The sequence below is a fragment of the Bacillus sp. JZ109 genome (assembly GCF_053903135.1).
Genome location: NZ_CP096388.1, coordinates 2014054 through 2033928, shown reverse-complemented (window position 1 = coordinate 2033928; position 19875 = coordinate 2014054). Strand labels below are relative to the sequence as shown.

Sequence of the window (19875 nt, the reverse complement as noted above, 5' to 3'; positions counted from 1 at the left end):
GGGCTTCGTGTATTAAAAAATGCCTATCACATGCAAAAACACGATGATGATGGCAACAGGAGATAAATATCGAATGAGCAGCAGCCAAACCGCAAACCACTTTCGTTTGAGATTGGAACCGCTTTTCAGCTCGTCAAACAAATCCTGTTTCGGTATTTTTAGCGGAACAAAAATCGAAATCAGTAACGCACCTAACGGCATTAAAATATTGCTCACAAGATAGTCAGCCGCATCAAAAATAGACAGATGAAATATAGTGACGTCACTTAAGACACCGTATGATAATGCAGACGGCACACCGACAATAAAAATAGCAATACCGCCTAACCAAGCGAATCGTTTTCTCTTATTGATATCGCCTTTCGACAGTACTGCGACCAAAATTTCCAGCATTGAAAAAGCAGATGTCAATGCAGCAAATAAAAATAGAAGTAAAAATGCTAATAAAAAGATAATTCCGAACGGCATTTGATTAAACACAGTCGGCAGAACGTTAAATAACAGAACCGGGCCTTGGTCTGGCTTGAGGCCGAATGAAAATACAGCTGGAAAAATCGCAATTCCGGCCATTACAGCAACAAGCATGTTCATAACAGTTACAGATACAGCGGACTGTACCAGATTTTCCTGTTTCTCTAAATAAGCGCTATACGTTACCATGACAGATACACCGACACTTAATAAGAAAAAGGATTGTCCCATTGCATATAAAATGGTATTGGCATCAATTGCAGTTAAATCAGGCATGAGGAAAAATTTGATTCCTTCCATCGCGCCATCAAGTGTAACCGAACGCACCATTAAAATGATGAATAATAGAAAAAGCGCCGGCATTAATACTTGGCTTGCTTTTTCAATTCCGCTGCTTACCCCTTTTGCAACAACTAAAATTGTTACCACCATAAAGAGCAGCTGGCCTCCTACAGCCAAATAAGGATTTGAAATGGTACTTGCAAATATCGTATCAAAACCAGATGTTTGCGATAAACCGCCAGTGAAGCCTTTTATAATATAAATTAAAATCCATCCGCCTACGACACTGTAGAAAGATAGAAGAATAAAGCACGTCACCATGCCTAAATAACCGATCCAATGCCACTTCGTTCCTGGAGCAAGTGTTTTATAGGACTGAACGGCATCTTTCTGTGTTCTTCTGCCTATGATGAATTCACCTAACAATAAAGGCAGTCCGATTAAAACCGTAAATAAAATAAAAATAAGTAAAAATGCGCCTCCTCCGCTGGTTCCGGCAACATATGGGAATTTCCATATCGCACCAAGCCCGATAGCTGATCCTGCCGCGGCTAAAATAAAGCCGAGCTTCGAAGACCATTGATTTGCTTCCTTCACCGTATCACTCCTATTTGATCTAACCATTATAAAGGTTCATTGTAAGAATATCTTCCTATATAGTCAAGAACATTTTAATTAGTTTACATCATATATCTATAGACATCTGCCAAAAACTAATATTGAATTATTCAGAAAATTATTTATAATAAGAGAATGTTATGAAATTTGTAAGAATTTCTGCTGAAGTTCTTGATAAGTGTGTTAGGAGTGTTTTTATGGACATCATTAGAAAAATAAGTCATTTTGCAGGACAAACCTTTGGCATATGGGTCATTGTTTTTGCAGTGCTGGGATTTTCTTTCCCATCTTTATTTACGTGGATCAGTTCTTATATTACGATTTTTCTCGGCATTATCATGTTTGGGATGGGCCTTACACTGCAAGCCGATGATTTCAAAGAGCTGGTCAGAAAGCCTTGGCAAGTTATTATTGGAGTAATAGCTCAGTATACGATCATGCCGCTCGTTGCTTTCGGCCTCGCATTTGGGCTTCATCTTCCAGCTGAAATCGCAGTTGGTGTTATTCTTGTCGGCTGCTGTCCCGGGGGAACTGCATCTAATGTTATGACATTCTTAGCAAAAGGAAATACTGCCCTTTCTGTTGCGGTTACGACAATTTCTACCTTATTGGCACCTGTTGTAACACCGTTGTTGATTATGCTGTTTGCCAAAGAATGGCTTCCTGTCTCGCCGGGGTCTTTGTTTATCTCAATCTTACAGGCGGTTTTATTTCCGATCATTGCAGGTCTGATTGTCAAAATGTTTTTCAGAAAACAAGTGGCAAAAGCCGTACATGCCCTTCCGCTTGTTTCTGTCATTGGCATCGTTGCGATTGTCTCAGCTGTCGTCAGCGGCAATCGGGAAAATCTGCTTCAATCGGGGTTGCTCATTTTTTCAGTTGTTATCCTGCATAACGGTATCGGTTATTTACTGGGGTTTCTTTGTGCAAAGCTTTTAAAAATGGATTACCCGTCTCAAAAAGCGATCGCAATCGAAGTCGGCATGCAAAACTCCGGACTCGGGGCCGCACTTGCCACGGCTCATTTCTCACCGTTATCTGCCGTACCCAGCGCAATATTCAGTGTGTGGCATAACCTTTCAGGTTCTATGCTTGCAACATATTGGTCAAAAAAAGTGAAAAAGAAGCAAGCTGGATCCAAAAGCAGCAATCTATCACTTTAAATATGCATCAAAAAGGGTACATCACTTTATCGTGATGTACCCTTTTTTATTATCCTTCTAATAAAAGCTGTTCAGGATCTTCCAGTAAATTTTTGATTGTCACGAGGAAACCAACCGCTTCTTTACCGTCTACAATTCGGTGATCATAAGATAAAGCGATATACATCATCGGACGGTTTTCGAAACGCTCTTCATCAATGGCTACAGGGCGCAGCTGAATCTTATGCATGCCCAGTATACCGACTTGCGGGCTGTTTAAAATTGGAGTTGACATCAATGAACCGAAAGTCCCTCCGTTTGTAATCGTGAAGGAGCCCCCCTGAAGCTCGCTAAGGGTTAATTTATTGTTTCTTGCTTTTTTCGCAAGCTCGCCGATCTCTTTTTCGATTCCTGCAAATGTCAGGCGATCCGCATCCCGCACAACCGGAACGACAAGACCTTCATCAGCAGCAACAGCGATTCCGATATCGTAGAATTTTTTAACGATCAACTCATCGCCTTGAATTTCTGCATTCAACAGCGGATATTTTTTCAATGCAGCCACGACCGCTTTCGTGAAGAAAGACATAAAGCCGAGCTTCACTTCATTTTGCTCAAAAAATTGATCTTTGCGGCGTTTTCTGAGATTCATGACAGCCGTCATGTCCACTTCATTAAATGTAGTCAGCATCGCCGATGTTTGCTGCACCTCTACAAGGCGTTTTGCAATCGTTTGTCTGCGGCGTGACATTTTTTGCACTTCGACAGGTTTATCAAAGCTTTGCTGTGCTTTTGGAGCCTGAGGCTGCTGCTTTTGCTGAGGAGCTGGTTTTGATGCCGGTTTTTCGTACGCTTCGACATCCTGCTTGCGCACTCTTCCAAGCGGATCTCCAGTTGGAACTTGAGACAGGTCAATTCCTTTTTCTCTCGCCAGCTTACGGGCCGACGGAGAAGCAATTGTTCTTGATTTTGCTTCAGATTGTGCTTCCTCGCTCACCTCTTGTGCAGCTGGTTCAGCCTGTTTCTCTTCTTTTACGCTTTCCTTGCTTTCTGCTTTCTCTGTAGGAGCAGGGGCAGAACTTTCACCCGCGCCTTCTGAAATCGTACCGATAATTTCTCCGACCTGGACGGTATCACCCGAATCTTTCAATACCTCTTGAAGTACACCCGATTCTTCTGCTGTCAATTCAACATTCACTTTATCCGTTTCTAGTTCAAGCAGATATTCACCCTGTTCTACATAGTCACCAGGCTGCTTTAACCATTGGGCTATTGTTCCTTCTGAGATTGATTCTGCTAATTCAGGTACCTTAATTTCCGCCATTTTTTCATTTCCCCCTTAGTTTTTGCGAGTCAAGCTATCAGATACAATACGTTCCTGTTCTTTTTTATGAACTGTCGGATCTCCCTCTGCAGGGCTGGATCGTCTTCTTCGTCCAATATATTGAACGCTTACTCCCTCTGGTGCAATCTCTGTCAAATACGGGCTGATATAACCCCAAGCCCCCATGTTCTGCGGCTCTTCCTGCACCCAAACGATTTCTTTCAGGTTCGGAAGTTTTGCAAATAATTCTTTGACTCCTTTTGCCGGGAATGGATACAGCTGTTCGATTCTCGCAATGTGAAGCCACTCTTTACCGTCTTCTAACTTATTAAAATGATCGCTAATGTCTATAGACACTTTACCGCTGGATAATACAAGTCTGGTTACTTTTTCATAGTCATGAGAAAGTCCCGACTGTTCATAAACAGGCTGGAAGCGGCTTTCGCTGAGCTCCTGCACTTCCGACACCGTATTTGGGTTGCGAAGAAGGCTCTTTGGCGTCATAATGACGAGCGGTCTGATTTCTTCACGAAGCAGCATTTTAGCCTGTCTTCTTAAAATATGGAAATACTGTGCCGCGCTTGTCAGGTTGGCAACCGTCCAGTTGTTTTCCGCTGCAAGCTGCAGGAATCGCTCAATTCTTCCGCTTGAGTGCTCAGGCCCCTGTCCCTCGTAACCGTGCGGGAGCAGCATGACTAATCCGGATTTTTGGCCCCATTTCGCGCGTCCGGCAGAAATAAATTGGTCAAAATACACTTGAGCAGCGTTGGCAAAATCTCCGTACTGTGCTTCCCACAAAACAAGCGTTTCCGGTGAATGCACGTTATAGCCGTATTCAAAACCGAGAACCGATCCTTCAGACAGCGGGCTGTTATGAACAGCAAATGATGTGCTGCAGTCAGATAAGTGATGAAGCGGCACAAATTCTTTGCCCGTCTCACTGTCATGAAGCACAAGGTTTCTTTGGGCGAACGTTCCGCGCTCGGAATCCTGTCCTGTTAAACGAATCGGTGTTCCGTCTTTCAAAATTGAAGCAAACGCGAGTGATTCTGCCAAAGACCATTCCACTTTTCTGTCATCATCGAACGCCTTGGCGCGTCTTTCTAAAATGCGCTTTAGCTTGCCGAAAACATTAAATGACTCCGGCCAGTTGATCAATTCGCCATTCAGCTTGCGGAGCACATCAAAATCAATCGAAGTGTCCACATCTGGGAAACCGTTTGATACAGGCTCTGGAAGTTCAATTTCACAAGCAGTGTGTTCCTTTTTAGACGGAACTTTCTGATATGCATCCTCAATGCGCTTCGTTACCGATTTTTCGATGTTTTGAACGACTTCCTCGGTAAGCACGCCTTCTTTTACCAGCTTTTCAGCGAAAATTTGTTTGACGGTCGGATGCTTTCTGACAGCATCATACAGCATTGGCTGAGTGGTTGACGGTTCATCCATTTCGTTGTGTCCATAGCGTCTGTACCCGATCAAATCAATCAGAAAATCCTTGTTGAATGTTTTTCGGTATTCGACCGCAAACTTAACAGCTGAAAGACAAGCTTCAGGATCGTCCGCATTCACGTGAACAATCGGAATTTCATAACCCTTGGCCAGGTCGCTGGCATATTTTGTCGATCTGGATTCAGCGCTTTCTGTTGTAAATCCGATCATGTTATTGGCGATAATATGAATCGCACCGCCTACTTGATACCCTTTTAAAGAGCTTAAATTCAATGTTTCAGCTACAATTCCTTCCCCAGGGAATGCAGCATCTCCATGGATTAAAATGGCCAGCGATTTTGTTTCATCTTGTACCGGGTATCCGCTTTGTGTTCGCGTTTCCTGTGCTGCTCTTGTGCTGCCTTCAACAATCGGATTGATAAATTCCAAGTGGCTCGGGTTGTTCGCTAACGTAATGCGCGCTGATTTTGTTTCAGCGTCTTGAAGCTCCCGATTCGCCCCCAAATGGTATTTGACATCCCCCGTCCATCCGTAGCTGATTCCAATGGATCCCTCAGACGGTACAAGATCTTTGTTCGGCGCATGCTGGAATTCAGAGAAGATGATTTCATACGGTTTGCCGAGCACATGTGCCAAGACATTCAGGCGTCCCCTGTGCGCCATCCCGATGTTGACACTTGTCGTGCCTGATTTGACAGATTGTGCAATAATGTCATCAAGCACTGGAACAAGAGCGTCCAGACCCTCAATGGAAAAGCGCTTCTGCCCGACGAATGTGCGGTGCAAAAACTGCTCAAAGCCCTCTACTTCTGTCAATCTTTCCAGCACAGCTGACAGCTTTTCAGCTGAGTTCTTCTGGAACAGCTCGCCAGATTCAATCTTTCTTGTCAGCCACTCGCGCTCTTTGAAGTCATGCACATGGTCAAATTCAAAAGAGATGGTTCTTTTATACGTATTTCGTAAATACTGAATGGCTTCTAAACCGTTCGTAATGTTTTTAGGAGCGTCTTTGCAGATGACAGACGCAGGTATTGCTTTTATTTCCTCTTCTGTTAGCCCGTAATCGGATAATGGAAAAAGTTCGCTCTTTTTCTCATCCTTTCTGAGCGGATTGACGGAAGCGTTCAAATGGCCATAGGTTCGGATATCTTCTGCAAGTCTGACTGCGGATGCGATCTTTTGAATCAGATCGGCTGTAACACGTCCCTTTTCTTTTGTTCCCGAGGCCTCTTTTATATCGCTTGGCGGAGCACCGAGCTCGTCGAACATTTCCTTCAAATCCGGGTCAATGCTGTTCGGATCCTGGGTATACTGATCGTAAAGCTCCAGCGCATAGCCGAGGTTCGGACCGTAAAAATCTTCCCAATTCATTCGTTGTTTCATACTATTTTGAAACATTTGAATATTACCCCCAACTTAAATAATCAAGTGATTGATTCACTATCTTGAAATAACTTTCGAACGCTGTGTCCAAAATTATGTAATAAAAACGCTTCCAACGATATTTTACCACTGTTTGCAATTTGATTCTACCTTGATTGTTCACAAAATAGTAAAAAACCTTTATAAAAAACAAAAAATTTAATCATTCGAAAAAACAAACGCCAAAAAGCATAGGATTAAGGGCTATCCTATGCTTTTATGAAGCAGTTTTTTCAGCAGCGGATACAAAACATCCGGTAGCTGATCAACATCCGGGACAAATATACTGAATTTTCCGTACATATCCTGGATCGTCTTCATTTGCGATTCTTCTATTTCTGAGTTGGAGAGAAAAACATTTATCACTTCTATTCCTCTTTTTCGGGCTTCGATAACCGCCTCACTTGTATCAACGATCCCATTTTGTTCGTAGCCAAATGCGGCCGGCTCTCCATCTGAGAAAACAATTAAGAACTTTTGCGCCTCGCTGCGATGCAGCATTTTTTTCGTCATCTGCCTAATTGCGTACCCGTCACGGTTATCTTCTTCTGGCTCAAGCTGCATAATGGCCGGTCCAGAATCTTGTCTTAATGATGATTGGAAGGGAATAACCGTATTGAAATAGTTTGGCTGGCTTGTTTCGGTTGCATCATTTGTGTCCTCCCAAAAACCGACAATCTGATGCGGAACCGCTACCGATTTCAACGCTTCGTGAAACAGCACGATTCCTCGTTTTGTTTCGTCCATTTTGTCGAACATGCTGGCGGAACAATCGACCAGCAATGTAAAAACTGCGTCAATTTCTGAAGACGGTTCTTGCTTTTTGTAGAACAGGCGCGGATTTCGCTCAGTGAAGTAACGAAGAAGCTTATTGTTCAGTCTCCCGGCATGAAGGTCTGTTCTCGGCAATGTTTTTTTATGCTCCAGCGTTTTTTGAATCATTTGTTTTAAACGCTTTTGATACGATTCAATCGTTTTTGCCTGCTGTTTATAAGAAAGCTCTTCTTCACTGGTTGCCGGCCGCGGTTCTTTATAAATTGGAAATGCATATTTATTTTCTTTGCCGTCAGCCATACCCGCTCCGTTCGGCTGGTCTTTTTGGGACTCCAGCGCTTCCAGCTTGGAATAGTCTTTCCGTTTCGTTTGTCTGGCTGATCCTTGAACAGAACCAAGGGCCTGATCTCCGTCGTCGCCTTCCCTTGAAGCATCTTTTCCTAAATCTGATTTTGCGCCGTGTTCAATATCAAATTGAAGGAAGCTTTTAGACGGTGCTTCAGTTTCCCGGTGCCATGTCGGCATTTCTTCTTCATGGATATCCTCATCATCCTCTGATTGTTTTGGAAGCGTGATGTCATCACTCAGCTTCGGCGCTTTTTTCTCTTCTTCAAATAACGGCTGTTCTGCAGCTTTTGCGTAATCAAGCTCAGGCAAAAAGAAGTAGGTGTTCAACATGTCTTTATCGAGTACCTCTTCAAGTCCGTCCATGAGGTCCTCAACAATTTTCAGAACCTGCCGTGTCGAATCTGCTTCATACACACGCAAGAGCTGCTGCTCAATAAACGGGCGCATCAGATCGATATCTTCACGCATGGATGGAAGGGTCTCGAGCGGCGATTCCGCTGTGAGCTTGACATAGATCGCGCAAAAGAGCGCATCGGTAAAAATGCTTCGTTCCAAATTTAAGGTCAGCTGGGTTGAGAAATGTTTTCTGTACATGTCTTTTCGCTTCGCAAATACATGTTTCGTACCCGGACGCTCACGTTTGATGCATTCTTCGATCCTAATGTCTTCAAGCAGCATAAAGAGCTGCTTGGCAAAACTTTTAAAGGTGAGATGACGATGGGTATCATTCAAAAAGTTCGCAAACTCATGCAGCGAGCTATATCTTGTTCCGACTGAACGCAGGTAGACGTCGCTTTTCAGACCCGCTTCCATGTCCTCAGCTGCCCTGTCTTTCCAAAAGTGGCTCATATAGATTTTCTTTTCAAATGGATTGTAATAGGACTGAACGCCATACTCCACTTCTACCGCTTCACTCTTGGTGAGTGTTTTGGCCAAATCAGTCAGCATCATAAATAAAAATGAATCAATCGTGCTGTCGTTAAATTTGATAAATTTCATCGCAGCCCCCTCATTCAAACAGAGTTTCTGCAATATTTCGGACGGCCGCTTTTTCCCGATCATCATCAAGCTTTTCTACAATTCCCCGCTCAATGGCACGACGCGGCGGAATATAAGCGGCTAAATCACATGTATCGATTAAAGCTCTGATGGACGCCGCTTCTTCAGACACCTGTCCGTTATTGGCCTGAACGATCAAGTCAGAGGAAAGCGTGATAAATCTGTCAATCAATTTCTCGTCTTTCAGGGCTGACTGAGACATGAGCACTTGTTTCAGCAGCTCGCCTTTAATATAAGGCACATCAATGATGACAAAACGGTTTTTCAACGCTTCATTCAGAGGAACAGTTCCGACATAGCCTTCATTGATGGCTGCAATGACTCCGAAACCGCTTTTAGCCCGTATGACCTCGCCTGTAAACGGATTTGTCATCATTTTTCTGTAATCTAATACACCGTTTAAAATAGGCAGTGTTTCCGGCTTCGCCATATTGATTTCATCTATATAAAGAAAATGGCCTTCCTTCATTGCCTTTGTAACAGGTCCTGAAACAAACTCGATTGTCGCCTGGCCAGATTGATTTTCAATCGTTTTATAACCGACCAATGCCTCAGCGTCCAAGTCGACTGAACAGTTGACACTGTGCATCGGTTTATGAAAATAGCTGGACAATGTTTCTGCCAGCTTTGTTTTACCTGAACCTGTAGGCCCTTTCAGCAGGACATTTTTCCCCATGGCTAATGCAATAATGGCGTCAAATAAAATGGCTTCATCCTCCGCCTCATAGCCTGATGTTCCTATAAGCGATTGAAACTCCGGGGAAATAGGCTGCTCTTTATATGATAAAAGCTTTTGTTGTATATCTTCCGGCAATGTTAAGTGCTGTAGTTGAGTTGTCATAGACAGATTCCCTTTCCTATTCATATTCCATTAACGAGTATACTAAAAAAGCCCCTGTATGCTCAATACAAAAGGGCTTGGATGATATTACTGCTTCTCGTTATTTCCCAAAAGGGCTCCGCAGACAATACGCGCACCGGAATTGCCGCTCGGGTTTGTCAGATAATCGTCCGCTTGTTCATGAATAATAAATGCACTTCCGTCCTCGTCGAGAATATTTAGTTTACTTCCTTTTTTCAGTGAAGTGTCAGGCGCATTCATTATGACATCTACCTTTCCATCAGCACCGACTTCAAGGTTCGGCAGATCTCCGGCATGATGCCCCATCGGATTATTGAAGCCGTGTTCTTTGTTCAGTGGATTAAAGGGACCGCCCGCTGATTCAAAATCCGGCCTGACACAAGAACCTTTCTCATAAATATGAAAACCGAGAGAAGCACCTGGACGCAGGCTGTTTGCGGAAATATGAATATCGAGGCCTTCATCATCTGATTCTTTGATCTCTATAAAACCGACTGCTTTCCCTTCACGATTGACCAGCTGGACATGATGACCAAACGCTGACGTTTCAACCACTTTTTTTTCCGGCACCCGGTTAGGAGGGTCTGGAGGTTTTTTTTGTCCGCATCCGGCAACTCCCAGTGCCGTCAGCATCATCAACAGCAAGAGACGGTGCATACTGTCTCCCCCTTGTTTTTTCTAACAGTGTGGTCAATCATTGTCTGATATAAACAAAAAAGCCTATAAAAGGCTTTTTGTCATACTCATTTTTAAAAATAACTTCTTGCGCCCAAGTACCGCTGTTTCCAATACGAATTGCTGAGATTGGAAATGTCGACGCCCGATGAGCTTGCATGAATAAAATCACCGCCGCCTAGATAAATCCCCATATGAGACGGGCCGGATTTATATGTGGTAAAGAAGACAAAGTCTCCTACTGACGGCTGGCTGACTTTCTGCATGACATTCCAATATCCTGCCGTACTCAATCTTGATATAGATGATACATTATTAATGAGGTAATAAATGAAGCCGCTGCAATCAAAACCGGCAGGCGTGTTTCCGCCCCATCGGTAAGGCACTCCGACATATTTTTTCGCTTCCGTGATCATTCTGTCAATCTTCGAGCCTATTTGAATGTTTGACCCTGAGTTATCTTTTGGCTTTGTTGGCTTTGTCGGATGTGAAGGATTAGATTTTGATGTTCCAGAAATAGTCAGAACCTGCCCGATTTGCAGCACATCCGATGATAAATTGTTTTTATCACGGATGCTTTGGACAGTGACTCCGAGCCGATTTGCAATTTTCCACAGCGAATCGCCTGCTTTTACCTTGTACGTCGTTGTTTTTGAGGGATTGGAGTTTAACGGCTTTTTGGAACCGCTGTTTCCGTTCTTAGGCGAACTGCTTCCTTTTATTTTGAGCACCTGTTTAGGATAAAGTGTATCTGATGTTAAGCCATTTAAGGTTTTTAATTCGGCTACAGTCATATTTAAGCTGTTTGCGATTTTCCACAGTGAGTCACCAAGCTTGACCGTATATGTACTTTTTGAAGAACCTGAAGAATTGGAACCGCTGTTTTTCTTTGATCCATTTGATCCGCTTGAACTGCTTGTCCCTTTGATCTTAAGCTTTTGCCCCGGACGAATCAGGTCACTGCTCAGGCTGTTTAAGCTTTTAAGCTCAGAAACACTCATTTTATGATTTTTAGCAATCATCCATAGGGAATCACCATATGCAACTGTGTATGTTGACGTTTTGCTTGAATTAGATGGGGATGTCGTGCTTTTTTTGCTGCTTTCAGGAACCTTAAGACTTTGTCCGACATAAAGCACCGTTGATTTCAATTTGTTTTCGGATTTCAGAGCTGATATTGTCGTATCATACTGGCGGGAAAGTTTCCAAAGAGAGTCACCGCTTTTTACTTTTATCGTTTTTGCTTCCGCGGGTGCTGCGGCCATCGACGACCCAACAACTGCAGAAACAGCCAAGCCGGCTACAATCTTCTTTTTCATTCATTCAACCTCCTAAACTGTTTTTTTTGTAAAAACAGCTAGTATTTTGTTTCCAAAAATGGCACACAACTGTTTTATCGTCAATTTTTCAGCAAGTTAAACCCTTTTCAAACATTTGGCGCAGCATTTTCAGCATCGTTCGACCTTTAAACCTTCAAATAAACATCTAACATTTTACATAAGCACGATATGTTTTTCGAAAGTCTAAGGAACTATTTAAGTGAGGGTAAAATGATGGTTTTCTATTGATGAACGAAGCAGTTTCTCCTCCTTTCTTGTCTATTTTTCTAATCAATTCTCTATCGGCGTATCAAATCCCTTCCTCTGCATTCTTATGAAATGGCAAAAAGCCTGTTCTTTCGATAAGAACAGGCTTTTACACTATGCGTTTGCTGATTGAGTTTTTTGTTTTACAGCTTCAAGAATGCTATCGGCTGCTTTTTTAGAGCCGCCTGCCGCTTTCAGTGATTGTCCAATTTCTTTTGCCTTTTCAGCATACGAACGATTATTCATTACATCTTGTATCGTCTCTTTCAGTAGGCTTTCAGACAATTCTTCCTTTTTAATTACTTTTCCTGCGCCGACTTTTTCTACCTGATCTGCGACAACAAATTGGTCGCCTCCCATCGGAATGACAACGAGCGGGGTTTCAAAATACAAACCTTCACTTGTGCTGTTCATTCCGCCGTGGGTCACAAATAAGCTGGCTCTTTTCAAGATCTCAAGCTGAGGGACATACGGGCGTACAATGAAATTCTCCGGAATGTCGTTTAACTCACTTGTTTTAATATGCTTGCCGATGGAAAGCACAACTTTACCGTCAAAGTCCTTACACACTTCAAGGCATTGATTAAAAAACTGCTTTTGATTATTAAAAATGGTTCCCATTGAAATAAACAGCACGTTTTCATTGTCAATCTGATCAAATGGGAAATCATTGTTTCCGGCTCTTTCTGTAATGGAAGGACCGACAAATACATATCGCTCGCCAAATTGCTCAGCCAGTGGCTGAAATTCCCTTGATGTAAAGACAATTGTCAAGTCACCATCAGCTAAAAAAACATCAAATGGCTTCTTGATCTCTGCTTGAAAATCAGCATTTAACGTTTCTGCAAGCTGCTGGTATAATTCATAATGAGGCGAATCTTCAAGTGATCCTTTCATGTACGCTCCCATCATTTCCTTCGCAAATTCCTCATTCATCGCAAAGGTTGTACACAATGAAAATCTTGGCAGCTTCAGCATGTTGGCAATGACTTTACCCGCGAGAAGATGGTGATCATATATGACATAATCATACGATTCATGTTTGACTTCCTCATAAATATGAGTCGCGATATCCTTACAGGCTTTCAAAAAAGCGCAGAGCATTTCTGTGAAATCTCTTTCTTCATCGCCGGTTGCGTTTTTCCCGAAGTAATCTCCTCTGAAATCATGATACTCACGAAACTCTATATCAAGAGCTGTGATTTTTTCTTTATATTCCTTCACTGCGTAGTACGTAATGTTTTCTCCCCGGGATTTCAGCTCCTTCATCACACCGATAGAGGGATTAATATGCCCTTCACCGGGGAAACCGATCATTAATACATTAGCCATGCGGCAGCACCCTTCCTTTGAGAATTTATGTAATATTTTATACGGTACTATAAATGCATAAACAGGTAAAGTATTTCACTTAATTAATATTAATCACATATAACTTTTCTACTAGTTTATATTCCCTGTCATCAAGACAAAAAGCATTCAGCTTGAAGCGAATGCTTTAATAAAGATACGAATTCAGTCATTTTGTCTCATGATAGGATTCTTAATCAGGCCCTTTTTATTATTTTTACGTTCTTGGTGAAATTAACGGATATAATACACCGTCTTTGGCAAACGACATCTTCCCTGTTTCCTCTGAAACCACGAGCACCAGTGCATCCGTATAGCCCGACATACCGAGAGCCGCCCGGTGCCGGGTTCCCAAATGGATATCCACTTCCTTCGTCGTCAGCGGGAGCACATTGGCTGCTGACACGAGTTTGTTTTCCCTCACTAACAAAGCGCCGTCATGAAGAGGGTTTCCGGGAAAAAAGATGCTTTCAATTAATGAAGAGCTGATCTCGGCGTGTAGGGAGGTGCCTTTTTGAATAAAATGTTCAACCGGGTCTGCTCTTTCAATCACAATTAAAGCTCCATGCTTATGTTCCGATAAGGCTTTAATCGCCTTGGCCAGCTCAATAAATGCCGGCGTAAATTCCTCAATGTATGATTGCAAATAAAAGGAGGATGCAATCCCCTGCATGTCCTGAAAAATGTGCCCTAATTCATCTAATTCACAAAGGAGACACTGGTCTTTTTCGTGAAGCGTTTTCAAGATTAGAGATGCATCACCTAATATTTGCTCTAGGTACACCTGTATTTTCCCCTTGAACGCATTTTCTGATATCTGCTCATAGCGCATAATCTTCATCTCCTGTTCAAATTTCCAACTTTTCACGAATGCTTATCTTATTGATGCACATTCTATTGGTAAAGGAGGGATGTAAAGAATGGAAATCGAAAGAATCATTCAGTATATTTGCACCTTTTTAGGCGTGATTTCGCTTTCTTTTATTTATGCCCAAATGTTTAGAAAAACGAAACCGACAAAAAAAGAATAGGCCCGGCGTTCATTGCTTTTTATACATAAAATGTTATAATTTCTCTCGTTATGAAAAAGAAACGGAGATCAATGTATGAAAGAAACTCAAAATGCCCGGGAAAAAATCAAACAGCTCTTGCACATTTTAATACCGATATTCATTACCCAGGCGGGGCTTTCTCTTATGACTTTTCTAGATACGGTGATGTCAGGGAAAGTCAGCCCCGCTGATTTAGCGGGTGTCGCGATTGGCTCAAGCCTTTGGACCCCTGTTTACACAGGACTTGCAGGTATATTAATGGCGGTCACCCCGATTGTCGCTCAGCTATTAGGCGCAGAGAAAAAACAGAAGATCCCCTTTACTGTTTTACAGGCTGTATACGTGGCCGCGCTACTTAGCATCGCCGTTTTATTGATTGGATATGCTGCAGTTGACCTTATTCTTGGCCGATTGAACCTTGATATTCACGTGCATCAGATTGCTAAACACTTTTTAGGCTTTTTATCACTGGGAATTTTCCCTTTATTTGTTTACACCGTGTTGAGATCATTCATCGACTCATTAGGAAAAACGAGAGTCACCATGATGATTACACTCAGTTCTCTTCCGATCAATTTTGTATTGAATTATGTATTTATCTTCGGGAAGTTCGGAATGCCGGCACTTGGGGGTGTCGGCGCGGGGCTGGCATCCGCTTTAACTTATTGGTGTATCTGCATCATCAGTTTTTTCATTATTCATAAAAACGCACCGTTTTCTGAATACGGGATTTTCCTTACCATGTATAAGTTCTCTTGGAAAGCATGCAAAAATTTGCTCAAAATCGGGCTGCCTATTGGGTTCGCCGTGTTTTTTGAAACGAGCATTTTCGCAGCTGTCACGCTTCTAATGAGCCATTTTCATACAGTGACCATCGCGTCCCACCAGGCAGCCATGAATTTTGCGTCTCTTTTATATATGCTGCCGCTCAGCGTGTCCATGGCTCTAACAATTGTTGTCGGGTTTGAAGCGGGTGCAGCCCGTTTTAAGGATGCACGCTCATATAGCTTAATCGGCATCATGATGGCAATCGGCTTTTCTTTGTTCACTGCCGCCTGTATCCTTTTATTCAGAGAGCAAATTGCGGGCATGTACACTTCTGACCCCGATGTGCTCCGGCTGACACAGCACTTTTTAATTTATGCGCTATTTTTTCAGCTTTCCGATGCTGTTGCCGCACCGATCCAGGGAGCACTCAGAGGGTACAAAGATGTGAACTATACGCTTGCGGCCGCTTTTGTCTCTTACTGGGTCATTGGCCTTCCGGTCGGTTATATGGTCGGTACGTTTACAAGCCTCGGTGCATTCGGCTATTGGATTGGATTAATAGCAGGACTCGCCGCCGGAGCAGTTGGGCTATTTTTCAGGCTGGCAAAACTGCAAAAACGTTATTCGCAAAAACAACACATTTAAAAGAGGTGATCAATCATGGCAAAAAACAAAAAATTATTCGAGTATCTTTCCCAGCATGCGGAAACCATCAGTTCAACGTGGTATGAAACAATCGAGGAGACTGACCCCAATTCCATTTATGCCTCAACAGACCCTGTTGTCATTCACAATTTAAAGAGCCAGAATCTTGCCTTTAACTATAAAATAAACCGTATTTTTATAGATGATGAGGACGTATACTTGCCTATACTGAAAGAATGGGCTTTTGAAGTCACACAGGATCAAGAGCATTTAAAAACTCCTATCCACTATATTATTCGGGAGTTTGTCAGAGTGAGAGATTTATATGTTTCCTATGTGAAAGAATTTGTCCATCTCAATCAGGATACTGTGAAAAGCGAAGAAGCCGAAGACCTGTATCACGCCCTTATAAAAGCGTTTGATCTTGTGATTCATATTTTTATAGAAGAAATGTACAAAAACACAAGCCTTCAGCTTCAGGCCCAAAAAGATATGATTACTGAATTGAGCGCTCCGGTCATCGTGCTGTTTCACAGCGTCGGACTGCTGCCTTTAATCGGAGATATTGATACAGTCCGCGCCAAGCTGATTATGGAAAACACACTGCATCAATGTGCGAAAAAAAAGGTGACACAACTGTATATTGATTTATCAGGAGTAGCTGTGATTGATACGATGGTTGCCCATCAGCTGTTCAGTCTGATTGAGGCGCTTCGTTTAATCGGTGTTTCTTCAACTTTGTCTGGAATCCGTCCGGAAATCGCGCAAACAGCGGTTCAGCTAGGTTTGTCTTTCGAAGGTATTTCCTTGAGATCCACTCTCGCTTCAGCAATTGCATCGGACTTAAAATTAAAAAAGGTATAAGGCTTAAGGCCTTATACCTTTTTGATTAATCATTCCATTGATACGTCCAATATATTTCTTCTTCAAACCATGTTGCCATAACAGGTTCATTATTTTTCAATTTCTCTTCAAGCTCTCTGAGCATGCCTTCTGTTTGTGTGCGGTGAGCTCTTAACGCATTCATTTTAATATCAGCTACTTCTTTGATATCAAGTACGACATCAGCTTCGCCGAGAACCTCTTCTCTATTGCGGGTAATGGCCATGCAGAGCGTGCGCGGACGGTCTTCTTTCTTTTTGCGATATAATGCACGGATAACCGCTTCCCCGCATGCATCATGGTCAGGGTGCACACCGTGTCCGGGATAAAATGTGACAATTAAACTTGGTTTTACATCATCTATGATCTCTTCCATGATATCAGCTAAATACTCATCATCTTCAAATTCGAGCGTTTTGTCACGGAGTCCAAGCATACGAAGGTCATTGATATCCATTTCTTTGCAAGCGTTGATGAGCTCTTGTTTTCTTAGCAGCGGCAACGTTTCACGATTCGCGAAAAATGGATCGCCCATATTTCTGCCCATTTCACCTAAAGTGGCGCAGGCATACGTAACGGGAATGTCTTTTTTTCTGTTTAAGGCAATGAGGCCTGCCACTCCATATGATTCATCATCAGGGTGAGGCAGGATTACTAATACGTGTTCTTTCATTATTTTTCACCCTTTTCTTTAAACTGTGAACGGTTTTTCACTGATTTGCAGAGAAATAGCCAGTTTACCGCCCGGCAGGTGCCCCGCCATTAATAAACGGTTTTCTTCATCTACCGTGTATTCAGTCAAGCCTTCAGCATAAATCCAGCCTTCTTCTGTTTTCAATCCAACGCGGTAAGGCCCGTTGCCTTTGATTTTTGCCTGATGATAAGTGACTTTTGCATTGCGGATATACGCAACAACCGTCATGTTCTTTTCATTTAAGTGCGCTGAATAAGAACCTGTGGTGGTTTCTAAATGGATATATACAGGGCGGTCCGCATATCGTTCTAAAGATGCTTGCACATCTTCTTTTATGATCGCTTTCATGATTGCTCCCCTCTTTCTTCTTTTAAATACTCTGCACGTTCTGTATGTAATTTGACCAGCTGATATTTCACAGCCGGTTCGAGCTGTGAATTCACAATGCGCTGAATCGCGGCAAAATATTTTTCCAGCATCGGTTTTCGGAGTCTTGGATGTGTTCGTTTATCCAAGAGCTCAAGATCAATCGCCTCTGCTACCGCTTCTGCGTCATCATGTGCGAGAGATCGGTTATTCCAAAGTGAAGCATAGGCTTTCACTATCTCTTTATCATTGTCCATCGTCTTGCTCCTTTATGTCTTACATACATGAAATGATTATACATAATATATGCATCAGCTGAAAAGCCAAAGGCCTCAATGGCTTTTTGACGCCCGTTTCCACTTCACTTGTGAAAACGTAAACAAGAGCAGCGCAGCCCATATACAGCTGAATGTAAAAGCCTTCGAGCTTGAAAATGGCTCATGGTAAACAAACAGCCCGATCAGCAGGGTAATGGTCGGCGCAATATATTGTAAGATACCGACTTGATACAGTGGTAGCCGTTTCGCTCCTTCCGCAAACAATAAGAGCGGCAAAGCCGTAAACACACCGGCCAAAAAGAGAAGCAGCCACGTCCCTCCGCTTTCTGCACCCGCTGGCTGATCATGTCCACTGAACAGCAAATACCCCAATGCAATGGGCATAATCATGAATGTTTCCAGCGTTAAACCGATGGCGCTCGGCAGGCTTGTTCTTTTTTTGCTTAACCCGTACAGCCCAAAGCTGAATGCGAGGAGAAGCGCAACATAAGGAATGGAGCCGTATTGGAACGCCGAGATGATGACACCGGCTGCCGCAATCGAAACGGCCACTAATTGCAGGCGATTCAGTTTTTCCTTTAAAAATAAAATCCCAAGGAGCACTGATACAAGCGGATTAATGTAATAGCCAAGACTAGCCTCAAGCAAAAAGCCATGGTTTACAGCCCATATGTATACAAACCAGTTGATCGAAATCAGGATAGAAGCAAGAAATAAAGAGAGGATCCCTCCGTTCTTTTTCAGAGAGCGCAGCTCCTGCCATCCTATTTTCCATTGCCGCAAGAAAAAAAGTACGATACACATAAAAACAAAAGACCATATAATACGATGAGCCAAAATATCAAGAGCCGGCAGCTGTTCGAGAAGCTTCCAATAGAGCGGAAACAGGCCCCACATGATAAAGGAAACGGCTGTGTAAATAACGCCTTTTTTTGTTTCTGAATATTGCATTTATATCCCTGCCTTTCTTTAGAGCATCTTATATTATATCACGTGAAAGATCTGGCGGGCATATACTATTTTGTCCGTGAAGAAAGGATGTGAAGACAATGTTTGAGTGGAACAAGTACTTTCCTTTCCACAATCAATTTTCTAAAGAAGCATTAAAAAAAGCTGATCCGAAAGAAGTTGAAACGTATGTCAATCGTGTGATGGAAAGTGTGTTCGGCAGTGATTATGCGGCTCAATTTCCTTTCCGCGATCCTCTCCCCCAAAAAGAACAGCCCGCCAAACCTGATGTCAAACCTGATATTGATATATTCGAAACTGCAGACCATGTGTTTGTAAAGGTGCCAATCAGCGAAGAATGGCTGGAACAAGTGAGAATCAAACACACATCTCACGAATTATGGTTGGAAAACTTCCCAAGAGCAGATCATCCGAAAAAAGTAAATCTTCCTTGTTTAGTCAAACGCAAAGGAACAAAAGCCGTCTATAAGGATGGCCTTCTGGAAGTCATGTTTCAAAAGCAGCAAGACTACAATATGTCCGAGGTAGAAATCATCCGATAAAAAACGGCCTGCAATCGATGCAGGCCGTTTTTATTAATAGAAGCCGGGATATCCCCCGTATGGCACGCCGGCACCAAAACCGTACGGACCGCCTCCGTATCCATAAGGGCCAGGAGGATAGGCATAGGGACGAGAATAGTTAAACAGCGCACTCCCGAGAAAACCGCCTAATAAACCGCCGACTAGAGGAGCGCCAAACAAAAAAGGACTACGCGCCGGATATCCGGCTGGACCTGGGATTCCGCGATAATACGAATGATGAGGGTACATGATTTTTTCCTCCTTTATGTCTGCCTATACGTAAAGTATTCAGC

General features: G+C 42.8%; 18 protein-coding genes. 4 read left to right on the top strand and 14 right to left on the bottom strand.

What is annotated here, in order from left to right; translation table 11 throughout:
* Positions 1-12: 12 nt before the first annotated feature.
* Entirely contained in the window at positions 13-1350 is a 1338-nt protein-coding gene (locus M1D94_RS10845) for a sodium-dependent transporter (protein WP_004399312.1), read from the bottom strand.
* A gap of 218 nt (positions 1351-1568) precedes the next feature.
* On the opposite strand from M1D94_RS10845, the gene M1D94_RS10840 reads away from it, so the two are divergent.
* A complete protein-coding gene (locus M1D94_RS10840; RefSeq protein WP_004399225.1) occupies positions 1569-2534 on the top strand; it encodes a bile acid:sodium symporter family protein in 966 nt (321 codons plus the stop codon).
* 49 nt (positions 2535-2583) lie between these two features.
* On the opposite strand, the gene odhB is transcribed toward M1D94_RS10840, so the two are convergent.
* From odhB to cdaS, 8 genes are all read right to left on the bottom strand, one after another.
* Positions 2584-3837, bottom strand: a complete 1254-nt coding sequence (gene odhB, locus M1D94_RS10835; RefSeq protein ID WP_163130783.1) for a 2-oxoglutarate dehydrogenase complex dihydrolipoyllysine-residue succinyltransferase — start codon at positions 3835-3837, stop codon at positions 2584-2586.
* A gap of 15 nt (positions 3838-3852) precedes the next feature.
* A complete protein-coding gene (gene sucA, locus M1D94_RS10830) occupies positions 3853-6687 on the bottom strand; it encodes a 2-oxoglutarate dehydrogenase E1 component (RefSeq protein ID WP_015483337.1) in 2835 nt (944 codons plus the stop codon).
* Positions 6688-6915: 228 nt separating this feature from the next.
* Complete coding sequence (locus M1D94_RS10825) at positions 6916-8832, bottom strand: vWA domain-containing protein (RefSeq protein WP_326243340.1); 1917 nt, start codon at positions 8830-8832, stop codon at positions 6916-6918.
* A gap of 10 nt (positions 8833-8842) precedes the next feature.
* A complete protein-coding gene (locus M1D94_RS10820; RefSeq protein WP_010886530.1) occupies positions 8843-9757 on the bottom strand; it encodes an AAA family ATPase in 915 nt (304 codons plus the stop codon).
* A 63-nt stretch (positions 9758-9820) separates the two neighbouring features.
* A complete protein-coding gene (locus M1D94_RS10815) occupies positions 9821-10411 on the bottom strand; it encodes a superoxide dismutase family protein (RefSeq protein ID WP_004399243.1) in 591 nt (196 codons plus the stop codon).
* Between the two features lie 92 nt (positions 10412-10503).
* On the bottom strand, positions 10504-11748 hold the full coding sequence (gene cwlS, locus M1D94_RS10810; RefSeq protein ID WP_326243341.1) for a D-gamma-glutamyl-meso-diaminopimelic acid endopeptidase CwlS: 1245 nt from the start codon (positions 11746-11748) through the stop codon (positions 10504-10506).
* A gap of 381 nt (positions 11749-12129) precedes the next feature.
* Positions 12130-13347 carry a macrolide family glycosyltransferase gene (locus tag M1D94_RS10805; RefSeq protein WP_424935089.1) on the bottom strand — a complete coding sequence of 406 codons (1218 nt, stop codon included), beginning with the start codon at positions 13345-13347 and terminating at the stop codon, positions 12130-12132.
* Between the two features lie 235 nt (positions 13348-13582).
* Positions 13583-14206, bottom strand: coding sequence for a cyclic di-AMP synthase CdaS (gene cdaS / locus M1D94_RS10800; RefSeq protein ID WP_072174170.1), 624 nt, complete (start codon positions 14204-14206; stop codon positions 13583-13585).
* A gap of 265 nt (positions 14207-14471) precedes the next feature.
* Here cdaS and M1D94_RS10795 point away from each other — a divergent pair, with 265 nt between their 5' ends.
* Together M1D94_RS10795 and rsbRC are read left to right on the top strand one after the other, a co-directional pair.
* Positions 14472-15830, top strand: coding sequence for an MATE family efflux transporter (locus tag M1D94_RS10795; RefSeq protein WP_021481475.1), 1359 nt, complete (start codon positions 14472-14474; stop codon positions 15828-15830).
* Positions 15831-15845: 15 nt separating this feature from the next.
* Positions 15846-16694, top strand: coding sequence for an RsbT co-antagonist RsbRC (gene rsbRC, locus M1D94_RS10790; RefSeq protein ID WP_014480032.1), 849 nt, complete (start codon positions 15846-15848; stop codon positions 16692-16694).
* A 25-nt stretch (positions 16695-16719) separates the two neighbouring features.
* On the opposite strand, the gene bshB2 is transcribed toward rsbRC, so the two are convergent.
* From bshB2 to rarD, 4 genes are all read right to left on the bottom strand, one after another.
* Positions 16720-17385, bottom strand: coding sequence for a bacillithiol biosynthesis deacetylase BshB2 (bshB2, locus tag M1D94_RS10785; protein ID WP_021481477.1), 666 nt, complete (start codon positions 17383-17385; stop codon positions 16720-16722).
* A gap of 18 nt (positions 17386-17403) precedes the next feature.
* A complete protein-coding gene (locus tag M1D94_RS10780; RefSeq protein ID WP_003231213.1) occupies positions 17404-17754 on the bottom strand; it encodes a YojF family protein in 351 nt (116 codons plus the stop codon).
* Positions 17751-18029, bottom strand: a complete 279-nt coding sequence (locus M1D94_RS10775) for a hypothetical protein (protein WP_003231211.1) — start codon at positions 18027-18029, stop codon at positions 17751-17753. Before M1D94_RS10775 ends, M1D94_RS10780 begins: the two co-directional genes overlap by 4 nt.
* Before the next feature lie 75 nt (positions 18030-18104).
* Positions 18105-19001, bottom strand: a complete 897-nt coding sequence (gene rarD, locus M1D94_RS10770; protein WP_041849928.1) for an EamA family transporter RarD — start codon at positions 18999-19001, stop codon at positions 18105-18107.
* Positions 19002-19099: 98 nt separating this feature from the next.
* Between rarD and gerT the strand changes: the two genes are divergently transcribed.
* Positions 19100-19561: a spore germination protein GerT gene (gene gerT / locus M1D94_RS10765; protein ID WP_021481480.1), complete on the top strand. Its 462-nt coding sequence runs from the start codon at positions 19100-19102 to the stop codon at positions 19559-19561.
* A 33-nt stretch (positions 19562-19594) separates the two neighbouring features.
* On the opposite strand, the gene M1D94_RS10760 is transcribed toward gerT, so the two are convergent.
* Positions 19595-19831 (bottom strand): hypothetical protein, encoded by a 237-nt coding sequence (locus M1D94_RS10760; protein WP_014480034.1) that lies wholly within the window; start codon positions 19829-19831, stop codon positions 19595-19597.
* Positions 19832-19875 lie beyond the last annotated feature (44 nt).

Bases quoted from the DNA above. Each gene is read 5' to 3' on its own strand.
- M1D94_RS10840 (WP_004399225.1), top strand. From the start codon at position 1,569: ATGGACATCATTAGAAAAATAAGTCATTTTGCAGGACAAACCTTTGGC.
- odhB (WP_163130783.1), bottom strand. From the start codon at position 3,837: ATGGCGGAAATTAAGGTACCTGAATTAGCAGAATCAATCTCAGAAGGA.
- sucA (WP_015483337.1), bottom strand. From the start codon at position 6,687: ATGTTTCAAAATAGTATGAAACAACGAATGAATTGGGAAGATTTTTAC.
- M1D94_RS10825 (WP_326243340.1), bottom strand. From the start codon at position 8,832: ATGAAATTTATCAAATTTAACGACAGCACGATTGATTCATTTTTATTT.
- M1D94_RS10820 (WP_010886530.1), bottom strand. From the start codon at position 9,757: ATGAATAGGAAAGGGAATCTGTCTATGACAACTCAACTACAGCACTTA.
- M1D94_RS10815 (WP_004399243.1), bottom strand. From the start codon at position 10,411: ATGCACCGTCTCTTGCTGTTGATGATGCTGACGGCACTGGGAGTTGCC.
- cwlS (WP_326243341.1), bottom strand. From the start codon at position 11,748: ATGAAAAAGAAGATTGTAGCCGGCTTGGCTGTTTCTGCAGTTGTTGGG.
- M1D94_RS10805 (WP_424935089.1), bottom strand. From the start codon at position 13,347: ATGGCTAATGTATTAATGATCGGTTTCCCCGGTGAAGGGCATATTAAT.
- cdaS (WP_072174170.1), bottom strand. From the start codon at position 14,206: ATGAAGATTATGCGCTATGAGCAGATATCAGAAAATGCGTTCAAGGGG.
- M1D94_RS10795 (WP_021481475.1), top strand. From the start codon at position 14,472: ATGAAAGAAACTCAAAATGCCCGGGAAAAAATCAAACAGCTCTTGCAC.
- rsbRC (WP_014480032.1), top strand. From the start codon at position 15,846: ATGGCAAAAAACAAAAAATTATTCGAGTATCTTTCCCAGCATGCGGAA.
- bshB2 (WP_021481477.1), bottom strand. From the start codon at position 17,385: ATGAAAGAACACGTATTAGTAATCCTGCCTCACCCTGATGATGAATCA.
- M1D94_RS10780 (WP_003231213.1), bottom strand. From the start codon at position 17,754: ATGAAAGCGATCATAAAAGAAGATGTGCAAGCATCTTTAGAACGATAT.
- M1D94_RS10775 (WP_003231211.1), bottom strand. From the start codon at position 18,029: ATGGACAATGATAAAGAGATAGTGAAAGCCTATGCTTCACTTTGGAAT.
- rarD (WP_041849928.1), bottom strand. From the start codon at position 19,001: ATGCAATATTCAGAAACAAAAAAAGGCGTTATTTACACAGCCGTTTCC.
- gerT (WP_021481480.1), top strand. From the start codon at position 19,100: ATGTTTGAGTGGAACAAGTACTTTCCTTTCCACAATCAATTTTCTAAA.
- M1D94_RS10760 (WP_014480034.1), bottom strand. From the start codon at position 19,831: ATGTACCCTCATCATTCGTATTATCGCGGAATCCCAGGTCCAGCCGGA.